The organism is Massilia phosphatilytica, from assembly GCF_977014125.1.
Genome location: NZ_CDRNIL010000035.1, coordinates 1 through 11,625, shown reverse-complemented (window position 1 = coordinate 11,625; position 11,625 = coordinate 1). Strand labels below are relative to the sequence as shown.

12 protein-coding genes and 1 pseudogene are annotated in these 11,625 nt (G+C 60.9%); 1 reads left to right on the top strand and 12 read right to left on the bottom strand.

Annotation, left to right across the window (positions count from 1 at the left end; translation table 11 throughout):
• Positions 1-497: 497 nt before the first annotated feature.
• From ACWNCF_RS01480 to ACWNCF_RS01465, 4 genes are all read right to left on the bottom strand, one after another.
• Positions 498-1,025, bottom strand: coding sequence for a glycosyltransferase (locus tag ACWNCF_RS01480; RefSeq protein ID WP_449405761.1), 528 nt, complete (start codon positions 1,023-1,025; stop codon positions 498-500).
• Positions 1,026-1,098: 73 nt separating this feature from the next.
• On the bottom strand, positions 1,099-2,154 hold the full coding sequence (locus ACWNCF_RS01475) for a glycosyltransferase family 4 protein (protein WP_449405760.1): 1,056 nt from the start codon (positions 2,152-2,154) through the stop codon (positions 1,099-1,101).
• The gene (locus ACWNCF_RS01470) at positions 2,151-2,744 is read right to left on the bottom strand and encodes a hypothetical protein (RefSeq protein ID WP_449405759.1); all 594 of its coding nucleotides are present in this window, start codon (positions 2,742-2,744) and stop codon (positions 2,151-2,153) included. The genes ACWNCF_RS01475 and ACWNCF_RS01470 overlap by 4 nt, the downstream gene beginning before the upstream one ends.
• 61 nt (positions 2,745-2,805) lie before the next feature.
• A complete protein-coding gene (locus ACWNCF_RS01465; RefSeq protein ID WP_449405758.1) occupies positions 2,806-3,600 on the bottom strand; it encodes a laccase domain-containing protein in 795 nt (264 codons plus the stop codon).
• Between the two features lie 23 nt (positions 3,601-3,623).
• On the opposite strand from ACWNCF_RS01465, the pseudogene ACWNCF_RS01460 reads away from it, so the two are divergent.
• A pseudogene (locus tag ACWNCF_RS01460) lies at positions 3,624-4,411 on the top strand (DUF6445 family protein).
• A 39-nt stretch (positions 4,412-4,450) separates the two neighbouring features.
• On the opposite strand, the gene ACWNCF_RS01455 reads toward ACWNCF_RS01460, so the two are convergent.
• From ACWNCF_RS01455 to ACWNCF_RS01420, 8 genes are all read right to left on the bottom strand, one after another.
• Complete coding sequence (locus tag ACWNCF_RS01455; protein ID WP_449405757.1) at positions 4,451-5,485, bottom strand: T6SS immunity protein Tli4 family protein; 1,035 nt, start codon at positions 5,483-5,485, stop codon at positions 4,451-4,453.
• A gap of 42 nt (positions 5,486-5,527) precedes the next feature.
• On the bottom strand, positions 5,528-5,794 hold the full coding sequence (locus ACWNCF_RS01450) for a PAAR domain-containing protein (RefSeq protein ID WP_449405756.1): 267 nt from the start codon (positions 5,792-5,794) through the stop codon (positions 5,528-5,530).
• 4 nt (positions 5,795-5,798) lie between these two features.
• The gene (locus tag ACWNCF_RS01445) at positions 5,799-6,206 is read right to left on the bottom strand and encodes a hypothetical protein (RefSeq protein ID WP_449405755.1); all 408 of its coding nucleotides are present in this window, start codon (positions 6,204-6,206) and stop codon (positions 5,799-5,801) included.
• The gene (locus ACWNCF_RS01440) at positions 6,136-7,185 is read right to left on the bottom strand and encodes a T6SS immunity protein Tli4 family protein (protein WP_449405754.1); all 1,050 of its coding nucleotides are present in this window, start codon (positions 7,183-7,185) and stop codon (positions 6,136-6,138) included. Before ACWNCF_RS01440 ends, ACWNCF_RS01445 begins: the two co-directional genes overlap by 71 nt.
• Positions 7,182-8,279: a lipase family alpha/beta hydrolase gene (locus tag ACWNCF_RS01435; protein ID WP_449405762.1), complete on the bottom strand. Its 1,098-nt coding sequence runs from the start codon at positions 8,277-8,279 to the stop codon at positions 7,182-7,184. Before ACWNCF_RS01435 ends, ACWNCF_RS01440 begins: the two co-directional genes overlap by 4 nt.
• Positions 8,245-8,913, bottom strand: a complete 669-nt coding sequence (locus ACWNCF_RS01430; RefSeq protein ID WP_449405753.1) for a hypothetical protein — start codon at positions 8,911-8,913, stop codon at positions 8,245-8,247. Before ACWNCF_RS01430 ends, ACWNCF_RS01435 begins: the two co-directional genes overlap by 35 nt.
• Positions 8,914-9,004: 91 nt before the next feature.
• The gene (locus ACWNCF_RS01425; RefSeq protein WP_449405752.1) at positions 9,005-11,065 is read right to left on the bottom strand and encodes a type VI secretion system Vgr family protein; all 2,061 of its coding nucleotides are present in this window, start codon (positions 11,063-11,065) and stop codon (positions 9,005-9,007) included.
• A 182-nt stretch (positions 11,066-11,247) separates the two neighbouring features.
• Positions 11,248-11,421 (bottom strand): hypothetical protein, encoded by a 174-nt coding sequence (locus tag ACWNCF_RS01420; RefSeq protein ID WP_449405751.1) that lies wholly within the window; start codon positions 11,419-11,421, stop codon positions 11,248-11,250.
• Positions 11,422-11,625 lie beyond the last annotated feature (204 nt).

Below are 11,625 nucleotides of genomic sequence, written 5' to 3'. Positions count from 1 at the left end.
TGTTATGCGTGCCTTCGTTCAGTTACGTATTGCTAAGGTTAAAACGGAGGAGTTAGTTGGATGATCCAGCACCTGGTTCACTGCGCTGTCCACATCGCAGCCCGTGTGGCCGCGAAAAGAAAAAGCCGCCATGCCCGACATTTATCAGGCAATGCGGCTTGTTCTTTTCGCTAAGCTTACGTGCATACTGAGTGAATCAGCGTCCCTTTTTTGATCGGTTTGTTTCACGTTCGACGCTCCAAAAATTGGCGTCTTCACGTTTTGACAAATTCAATCACGTAAAGTACACGAAAACCTTGTCAGTGCGCAACCCGCACACAGTATTTTTCATGTCTTTCACAGGCAAACCAGCGATTACATCAACCGAAACGATCGCTGCGATAACACTTGATTCCTTCCTCGTTCTGCTCGGTCTCCAAAAACAAGCGCGCAAATCGATGCGCATTACCTTACTACCATTTCGCATAACGCCTTTATATAAAGGCTTTATGCCGAATTCAATCCTCCGCCGCGCCGATGCGCAGCAAGTCCATCTTGCACAGCCACGCGAGTCCGCGCAGCAAAGTCGGCCGGTCGCACGGTCCGAGCGCGTCGAGCAGCTCGTCGACCTGCATCGGACGCGATTCGATCGATCCGAAGATCTGTCCGAACTCTTCCAGCGTCGGCAGCGACGCATGCGCGAAGCGGTTGATCGCGAGCTCGCGATACTGGCGCAACAACGCGAGCGATGCGTCCGGCGCGAGTTCGACCATCGCCGCCGGCGTGATCTGCATGCTCGGATACGTCGCGAACAGTTCGAACGGATCGAGCCGGTCCGGCACCACCGCCGGTAACGCCGGACCGGGTAGCGCATCGGCGCGGCGCCGCTCGTCGAGCTCGCGCCACAACGCGCGGTAACGCCCGAACACGACGGACCAGTCGAATTCCTCGCGCACCCGTTGGCGTGCATTCTCGCCCAGCCGGCGCCGCAACGCCGCATCGCCGGCAAGGCGCATGCACGCCTGCGCGAGCGCCGTGCCGTCCACGGCCACCGCCTGACTCGTATGACCGCAATACGCGTCGTAGCTGTCCACGCCATCGTCGTAACGCTGCGCGAGATCAAGTCCCGCGCCCGGCGCCGGGCATCACGGTCGGGATGCGGTAGCCGTCGACGCCGTCGCGCACCGTGTCGCGGTAGCCGTTCCAGTCGCTGACGATGCACGGCAATCCGGCCGCCATCGCTTCCAGCGGCGTCAGGCCGAAGGTCTCCTGCACGTCGTCCGCAAGCGAGATGAAGACGTCGGCGGCGGCCCAGGCGTCAAGCTGGTTCGCCGCTACGCGGCCATCCAGCACGGCAAGGCGCACCGATGGGCACAGCTGCGCGGCCGCCTCGTGGAAAGCCTGGTCGATGGCCGCGTTGGCGAGCCAGCCGCACAGCACGAGGTGCACGCGCCGGCCCGCTTGCGCCGCCCGTTCGAGCGCCAGGAACATCTGTTGCGGATGGGCCTTCGCGTGGAACGACAGGCGGCCGAAGAACAGGAAGGCGACGTCGTCGCCATCGATGCCCAGGCGCCGGCGCACGGTGGCGCGGTGGGCGACATCGAGGTCGAAGTCGGCAGCGTGCACGCCGAGCGGGATCAGGGGCAGCTGCGGCAGTTCGAAGCGCTGTGCGCCGAGACGCGCGCCGAGGTACTCGGCCTGGCGCTCCAGCACGCGGCGTACGCTGTCGCGCACGACGCGCGACGTGCAGATCACGGCGTCCCAGCTGCGTACGGGCGCCACGAGCAGGTTCGCGAGGCTGGACATCACGGCGTGGCTGGCCGTCGTGTGCGTGATGCCGCACAGGCTGTAGCGGCGCGCGCCGATGCCCAGGCGGCGCCACGCCAGGCGCTCGATGCCCGGCGCGGGATGGTACAGCGTGCCGTAGCGCTCCAGGTCCTGCGGGCGGCCCTGGGCGATCCATTCGACCTTGCCGCCATAGCCGTATTCGCGCAGCAGGCGCTCGCCCTCGGCCGCGTGGGCCTGGCCGCCGGCGAAGCAGCCGACCGTGTCCAGGCCGGGCGCGCCCGCGATGGCGCGCAGCAGGCCGGCGCCGGCGGCTTGCCGGCCCATCAGGCGCGGACCCGCGGTCGAGTAGCCGTCCGGCGCGTAATGAATGGCGAAGCGGTCCGTCATGCGGCCTCCCGCGCATCCGCGTCCGCGCGCCCGGCCAGGCCGACCTGCGCGATCTCGTGCCGGCGCGCGATGAGGCCGAGCGCACGGTCGGCGGGCAGCGCCGCGTCGACGAACGGCGCGAGGAAGCCGTTCGCGCCGTCGCGGATCACTTCCCGCACCGGCGCGGTATCCGAACCCGGCACCGGCACGCCGACGGCAATCGCCTCCAGCATCGACCAGGACAGCACGTCGTGAACCTCGCGGAACTTGCCGCGCAATTCGGCCGGATGCGCGCTGCGCCGCCAGCGCGTGCACGCCGCGCCGTCGTCGGGCACGAAGCCTTCCTGCTTCAACCCGACGCAGACACGCGCGACGGCCTGGCCGCGGCGCACGCAGCCCTCGAAATGGCGCAGGTAGTGATGGGTCTTGTCGCCCGGACCGCCCGGCTTCGCGTAGCCGATCACGCGCAGCTTCGGCCCCGCCGGCTCGCGCCGCACCGCAGTCTCTTCGCCGATCGCGACGACTTCGTAGTCGGGCCGCGTCTGCAGATACCGCATCGGCCGGCGGAACTGGCCCGGCAGATTCTGGTGGATGAAGAGAACTCGGATCATGACGTTCGGTTCGCGTGGCGACAACGACAAGTTGGAATTGAACGCATGATAGCCTCAGACTTCACCGAGTGGCGCGACGCACACGCAAAATCGTGACGAATGCGTGCGTTGCGCCACGCAAGGCGGCATCTTGCGTGTCGTCGAAGGCACGGACGCAGGTCCGCGCGCGCGGTCTTAACGGTGCGCGATGGCGATCGCGGACCAGTGCACGTCGACCACGGGCGTGCGGGTCTCGCGGTCGCGGCGGTAGCTGTGGAAGGTCCAGCGTCCATCGGCGCGCGTGTCGCACATCGTGCATTCGGCGCGTGCTTCCACGCTTCCCAGGCCGGCCCGTTCCGAGCTGGTGGCGCACGATGGCGGGCAGGTCGAGCCGGCGCGGCCGCGGTGCGACGAAGCCGGGCGCGAGGTCCCAGCGCGCGACGAAACCGTCGATCACCTCCTGCCCCACTTCGTAGCAGCAGGCGTGCGCCGCCGGTCCGGCGGCCGCGATCCACTCGGCCGGATCGCCGCCGCGCGCACGCACGAGCGCCGCGAACGCATCGACGATGCCTCCCAGCGCGCCGCGCCAGCCGACGTGCAGCGCAGCCACTTCGCGCCCGTCCCGGCGCGCGAGCAGCACCGGGACGCAGTCGGCGGTGGCGATCGCGAGCAGCAGTCCGGGGCGGTCCGTGAGCATGCCGTCGGCCTCGCCGCAATCCTCGTTCGCTTGCGTGACGACCGCGATGCGCGTGCCGTGGCGCTCGTGCTGGACGGGGCGGCGCGGCCAGTAGTCGGGCAGCAGCACGGCCATGTCGTCGTGCCGCGTGCCGAAGCCGTGCACGATGGCGGGGTGGTCGAGGAGCGGGCTGGTGAGCATGGCGGACTGCGGAGGTCGAGGTGATGAAGTGGCGGCAGCATAGCATGGCGCGGCATGGATTTACCTGGACCGGCAGCATCGCTACCACGGCACCTGCCACGTCTGGAGCCATCAGGCCGCGCAGCGACGCCGCCGCCATGCTTCCCCTGCTCAATCCGCACCCGCACGCCAGCTTGGTGCCGATCTTCGACGGGCACCGATGCGTCGTCATCGACGGCTTCATGCTGGAACCGGAAGCGCTGGTCGACTTCGCGGCGCGCAACCACGCGCATTTTCAGGATGTGCCAGGCAACGACTATCCGGCCCTGAGCTGACACTGGCCGGCATCTTTGCGGCGCGCGTACAGGACAGCTTCCTGCAGCACGCGCGCACACCACCGAAGGCGCGGCGAGTGCCCGACATGAAAAGCCGCCTGTCGCTGGTGACGCGCCGCCCCGAGGAACTGCTGCCGGGCCAGCGCCTGCCGCACCGCGACTTCACTGGTCTCCTGCAAGGCCAGGAAGCGGGTGCCATGGTGCTGTATCTGTTCAGGGACGAGCGCCTCGGCGGCACCAGCTTCTTCAAGCCGACTGTGCCGGAGCACGAGATCAAGGCCCTGCTGGACGATCTGAAGCGTGGCGAGCAGGCTGGCGAAGCCGCTGCCGGATGCGCCGCGGACCTTCGTGATCGCATCGAGCGCACACTTCGACAAGGTGCTGACGATCGCGCCGCGCTACAACCGGGCGATCCTCTACACCGGCGGAAGTGTTCCACTCGGGGCACATCGACGCCCCCGAACCGATGGTGCATGCGTTCTTCCGGTTGCGGATGACGGCGGGCTGAGGGGTCGACAACGACACCGCCACCGTCGTCACTGCGCCGTCGGGGCAGGATCGCGCACGGGACGCAGACGGAAGCTATCCAGAACGTCATCCCACAGCTTTATCGCCTCTTTATCAGTGAGGCTCGTTTTCTGTTGATTGCCCTTGCCGTCGCGGTAGCCGGTCGTCAGTTCGATCTTGATGGCGGGCGTGTCCAGCGTACCGTCGCCCTGCGTCTCCCACACGAACGCGTGGCCGCGCATGCCGTTGCTGCCGGGTGCGGAGGCCAGGTGTTCCTGGCCCTGGTACGGCCCGACCTGCCGGTCGCCCCTGCGCAGCACGCGGACCGACGTGACAAGATTGCCGAGGAACTGCACCGTGCCGCCCATCCGTTCTAATAAAGGTCTGTCGTGCTTGTAGCGGGAGAGTGGATAAAACCAGACGGACAAGAGCGTGTCGGGGTGACCGGCGATGCGAAAATCCACGCCGGCTTCTTCATTTTTCCACGCCGGATTGGCGATAAAGCCGCCGGCGAAGCAGTAGCCGGGGTCCGTAGGAATGTCAGTGTCGATACGAGTACGCAAACGAGAAAGCGCATCCCGCATGCGATTGACTCCCGGCTTTTGTCTATCATCGCCAACATCGAGTTGAAACAAAAATCGTCGACCGTTAATCCAACGATAACCAGCTACGTTGATAACATCCGTACTATATTCTGCTTTCCAGGAAGCGAGGGTCCTCGTGCTTCCGTTCAGCTGAGCAGACTGAAGCAACATACTTCGTTTTGTATCTTTATGTTTTGCAGATCTGAGTGCCCACTCTCGCGTTCTCACCTCGTTTTCAAATGCTTCAGGCGTCATATCCATGACCGGCTCGATCGAGATGAAGTCGTACTTATAGTTGCCTCCGGTAAGGCTGGACCCAGCAGGCACGTCGATCAGGAAGCGTCCCATGCAAAAGGTGGATGTGGTCGAGGAAGGCGCGCCATTGGCGTTACGCGAAGTATTGTTGGGTAGCGCCGTGCAGGCACCGAGCGCCGCGCAGACGGCTGTCACGAGAGCGGAAGAGAGCGATCTATAAAACATCATGATGCCGGTGATGAGGTAATCGGATGAGACGAGATCGGGTTATTGCCCGCTGAAATTACCTGTCGTGGCAATCAGCGACGCGCCACACGTCGTTTTATGCCCTTCATAGGCGACCGCGACGCCATCGATGACGTGGTGCGGATCACCTTCAGCAATCGTGCAGACGGTGTGACCCGAGATGGGACAGCTGCACACGTCCCCGACGCGGGCGACGGGGATGCCGTCGACCGTAAAATGTTGGGCGCTTACGCTCACGACCTTGCCACCGTGTGACGTCGGGTCTCCAAGACAAATCACGTTACGCATCGCTTTACCCTTTGTCGTGGCCCGACGGCGCGTCGTCGGAGGCAGCCTTTGCGATTGCCTGCGTCGGGGCCACCTCATCCGCACGAGCGGGCGCCGCGTCGTAATCGACCAGTTTCCATACCGTCGCCGTACGATAAGACGGCCGCGCACCCTTGACCTTTTGCCACAAGGACGATTCGCCCAGCGTGGTCACCTGCGGCATCGTTTCGCCTTCCTTGAAATACTGACGCGCGCCGCCTTCGATCTCGCCGGCTTCGCTGGCTTGCCACCAACCCGTCTGCGGGCACGCGCGACCGGTTGCCGCGAGTTCCCCAAGCGGAAGGCGAGGTTCCGGGCCGACGTCACTCGTTTTTACCGAGTCGCTGGTAGGACGCAGGCGGAAGCTGTTGAGGATGTCGTCCCATAGTTTCATGGCCTGCTCGTCCGTAAGGCTTGTTTTTGTGGGTTACCCTTGAGATCCTGATTACCTGTCGATAATTCGATCTTAATTGCAGGGGTATCCGGGTACCGTCGCCCTGCGTTTCCCAGACAAATGCATGTCCCCGCATGCCGCCGCTACTGGGAGCAGACGCCAAATGCTCCTGTCCCTTATAGGGCCCGACCTTCCGATCGCCTTTGCGGAGTACGTGCACGGAGGTGGCTAAATTTCCGAGGAGTTGTGTCATGCCACCCATGCGCTCAAGCAGAGGCTTGTCGTGTTTATAACTCGAGAGTGGATAAAACCAGACGGAAACAATGGTATCAGGATGGTCGACTACGCGGAAATCTACGCCTGCCTCTTCATTCTTCCATTTCGCATTCGCGATAAAGCCACCCGCAAAACAATATCCGGGATCATTGGGAATTTCGGCTTCAGTGCGAGTACGTAGTTTGGAAAGCACCTCTTCCATATTACTCACTCCGATTTTTTGCTTATCGTCATCAACGCGATCCTCAAAAATAAATCTACTGCCGTTTATCCAGCGATAGCCGATGATTTTAACCTGAGCAGTACTTGCATCTGACTTCCATGAAGCAAATATTCTTGTATTTTTATCCGGTTGAACATATTGAAGCAACATGCTTTGCTTTGTACGTTCGTTTTTTGCAAATTTCAGATCCGACTCACGTTCTGCCACCGCTTTTTCAAACTCCGCAAATGCCATGGATTTCACAGGCTCGATTTCAAGAAAATCGTACTTATAGTTTCCTCCGGTGGTTTTGGAGCCAGCAGGCACGTCGATCAGGAAACGCCCCATGCAAAAAGTAGATATGGTTGCTAAAGATGCCGTATTCACGTTATTTTTTGACATGATGGATAACTCGGAGTGATTAGGTGTAGCCATACAAGCATTGAGCCCTACACAAAGGGCCGCAGCAACAGCAAAAGACAGGGAGGCGTGCTTTTTCATGCTTCGGGTAAATTTTGTTTTAGCCAACTAGAGCCTGCCATGATTTTTACAATGGAATACAGGGTGACTGACTGTGCAATTTTCGATTTATAAGAACCTTGATGATCGTAGCTCTCATGTCCTTTTCCCTTGCCTTCATGTCGAAATATCTGGATAACGTGTGGAGTGGGAGCAGACCCAGATTCGGCAGGCACCGTTCCGTCCCCAAGTCCTTGCGCCTTCTGAATTTCAAAGCTATGTTGGTTTTTTTCCTTGACGGATAATTGCACCGTGCCGTTGAAGTCATCATCCATCAGTAACGCCACCTTGATTTCGCCGTCGAAGGCCTGAGCGGTTTTCCAGTGCACCTCATTCCATGCCAATTGTTTGGGGTCAGCACCATAGTAAGCATAGGTGTTTGGATGATATTTATCCTCAATTAGATTTTGAAGCCGACGTGCCTCATCCATATTTCCAGAAAATTTTTTAAAGTCAGATTCTCGTGAACGCTCGCCAACGATCTCTTCTCCTTTTCGCCTGGCCTTTTCTCTTTCTTCCCTTCCCGCAGGATCAATCAATTCTTCTTTGACCAGCTTCCACCAGCTGGCACTATTATTCATATAAATATCCGCATAAGGATCCGCATCGCCGAGCAAGGTGTCGATCTCCTCCGGAATTCCTTGCATATTTACTTTGGTATAACTTGCACGCAGCCAGTGCCGCGTCCCTTTATCGGATTGCGTTTTATACTGAGAAGTGGGTAAGAGTTCCAATGGCCCCGGTGCATTGGCCATGACCGCCGTACATTCCGCTGCGTTCCGCCCCAAGAGGACTTGTTCGATCTTCTCGAAACCAGCCCGGATACGTTTATAGGTCGCGGGGGCGCCGATCGCAGGCATGACACCATGCACGATGCCGAGAATGCGATCCGTCGCGCCCGGCACTTGCGTACAAGCCCGCGCGACGAGGCCACCCATGCTGTGCGTGACGATAACGACCTTTTCGCAAGTCTTTCCCTTGCTGCGGTAATGAGCGGTAATGCGCTCGATTTCCTGAGCCAGCCTCTCCCCTGATTCCTTGTTACTGCGCAGCCAGTTGTACCCGACGCCGTGCACCGGATAAAGCACATCGGCAGCATCGCGCAGATGGGCTTCCTCCAATGGCGCGAACGGTTTCTGCGCGCCGAGCTTGGCGGCATCCTGCTGGTCCATGACCAGTGTTTTCCAGGTCGTGGTGAGTTTTTTCCCTTGGCTGGCCGGGTCGAAGATAAGTGCCAAGCTTCTTCTCGAGCAAGGAAAGAATCTCGGAATAACTTGCACCATATAGCTGTCCCCAACCCCGCCATTTGGCGCGCTCGGCGTCAGTGGCACCCGGCGCGATCGCCAGCAGAGCCTTGCTGGACTCGTCGGGATGAGCGGGACCGTTTTCGTCAACTTCGGTATTGTTCGGATCAAGCAGCTTTTGCCGGTCGGCGGCAGACTTGTTGAGATGCTTGAGTATCGTGACAATGCCTTCCCAGGTGCTCTCCGGCGGATACCATGCCGAGGCGTCCCTTTGTTTAACCTTGAGCCGCGTGCCCATGATGCCTGGCACGAACAGCACAGGCACGACAAGATCAGGCGTCGTCAAACACAACGCCCGGACTTTCAGATTGGTACCGGTCAGGACAGACTGCGCCGTATCGTTGCCATGTTCATCCCAGCCAGTGCCGACCAGGCGGGTGGCGGTATCGGTATCGGAATCGCTCATGCTTTACGCTTTCGTTACGCTTTCAAAAGGGTCAGGCGCGCGATCTTGAGCGCCATGTCTTGCGTCAGTTCGGTATGACCTTGATGATCGGTCACACCTTCGATCGTGCGGCCGGCGTACGTTGCAGCTCGATCCGGTAACGCTGGTTGGCGTGCGGACGGCCGCTGCCGCGGCGGGCGAGCACGAATTTTTCGTCCGTTTTCAACGTGCTGGTGGGAAGCTCCACACCCGGCGGCGTCCCGCCACCCGGCCCCACGTGCGCAAACGTCGACGACTTGATCGTATGCGCCCCACTGCTCTGCTGCGTGATGGCGCCGCCGCCGATATCCACCTGCGCACCCTGCGTGACGAAGCGCACCTTGGGTGCCTGCAGCACGATCTCGTCGGCGGCCGTCAGCACGATGCGCTTGGCCGACGTCACGTCGATGTCGTCGCCATGCGTCTGCAATTCGAGCTTGCCGCTGGCGGCGATCAGCTTGATGCCCAGGCGGTGCGCGAACAGGCTGATGCTTTCCGAGACGCGCGCGAGCAACCGTTTGCCGACGGAGAGCTGGGTATTGCCGACGCTGACCACGTCGACGTGCGTTTGCGCACCGAGCGCGATATTGTTCTGGCTCGCCAGCGCCATCCCGGCCGGCGCGGACAGCGCGACGACGGGTTGCCCGCCCCCGCTCGCACCGCCGCTGGCCGTGTTGCTGCCGGCCTCCCACTGCTTCAAGTGACCGAGTAATTGCTTGAGTTCCTGGTCGTCGGTGTCGTCGGCGTGATGCGTCGTCGACAGTTCCGATAGCTGCCGCTGGACACCTTGCAGCACCTCCATCAGGCCGGTCAGTTCGGCGCGATCCAGCTGCTTGCCGCCGGCGTGCGTGCGCGCGTCGGCACTGATCAGGACGCCCTTCGCGCCGCGCACGGCGACGGCATGGTCGCTGCGCAATTCGGCCCCTTCGCCGCGCGCCTCGCCTTTGCCGTCGCTGCGGGGATGCGTGAGCCAACCCAGGTTCAATTCGCTATGGCCGTGTTCCGAGGACAATTGCGCGTTGATTTCTCCCGGCGTATCGTCCAGCCGCAGCTGGTTGTAGCGGGTGCCCTGCACTTCCTTGCTCTTGATGCCGGCGAGGTATTTATTACCGGGCAGTGTGCCGGTATGGGTGAACGATGGCGGCGGCGCCGTGCCGCCATATACCTGTGCCACGATGATGGGTTTATCCGGATCGCCACCCAGGAAATCGACGATGACTTCGTCGCCCACGCGGGGCAGCGTGATGGTGCCCCATTGATTGCTGGCCCACGTGCTGGCGACGCGGATCCAGGCGGAGTCACGCTCGCTGTCGCTGGCGCCGGCGTCCTGCGCATGGCCGTGGTCGTCCGGTCGGGTGCCGGGAAAGCGCACCTTAACCCGGCCATGTTCGTCGCAATGGACTTCCTCGCCCGCCGGCCCGACCACGCGCGCGCTTTGCAGCCGTGGACGCGGCAAGTCGGTGCGCGGATCGAAAGCCGGCACGATGGGAATACCGCGCCGTACGCACGAAAAGCGATTCGTATAACGCACGCCCCGTTCCCCGCTGGCTTGACGCAGCGCGTTATCGAATAAAGCGTCATCCCAGCGGTTCAGTGCGAACAGGCGTTGCGCCTGGTCGTCGACGGTCTTGGGCAGATTGTTTTCTGCATCGACTTCCAGCCGCGTCACGATGAATTGCCGCTCATTCTCGGGGTGCGTGTCGATGTCCGGATGGTCCGTCAAGGCGACCCATTCCCCGACGCACAAGGCGCGCACGCTTCCCTCGCCATAAAAGCATTTGGATTCGTATTCGTGGCGCTTCATGCGCAATTCGCCGAGCTTGCGATAATCGTCGCCGTCCTCGCCCGCATGCGGCATGTCGATCAGGTAGTCGTCGAGGCTGGCCGCGAACTGGTTCCCCGTCGTCCCCTGGTCGATGCGGGACGATGTATTGCTCGTCATCGGACGGGACTGCAGATAATCCCAACTCTGGCGTGAAACATTGCCCGGCTTGAGCGTGCGTACGGCACTCCACGTGATGACGGTATCGCTTTGTTCCGTGCCGTCGTCGCGGTGATAGCGCACCGTGCCGGCGGCATTTTGCGGCAGCGTGATGGGCCAGCCTGGCCATGGCCAGGCATGGGCAGTGGCCATGATCAACAGTCCATCACCACCACCTGAGCCAGCACTGTGGTGCCTGTAATTTTTTTTAGCCAGAAGGCAGTGAGCCACCAGCCTGGCCAGCAACATTTCTAAATTTCCAAAAAAAAAAAATTTATATATATAAAAATTAGTTTAAAATTAATTTTAATTTAATTAGTAATTTTAATTTCAATTTAGTAGTTTTTTTTTTTTGATAGTGCCATTGAATGGACCTGGTGATCATCAACATCAATTTCTCCAGCACTGTAGACAATTTTTAATATGGTGGTGGCCTGCCTCAAGCCTGCCAGCCTGGCCGCCTGGCTGGCCGGCCATCCGGCTGACAGCAGCACCGCGCCTGGAGCCACGGTGAGGTCTCCAGCAAAAAAAAAAAAACATCGGCAGAGAGAGAGAGAGAGAGCAGACAGACAGAGAGAGAGAGGCAGAGCCATCTGGCTAATTTTTTTTTTTTTTTTTTTTTTAGTAGAGACGGGGTTTCACCACGGGCTGCAGCCTCCGCCTGATCCCGCACCCGCGCCCGGCCAGCCTGGGCCAGTAACCCCCCAGGGGCC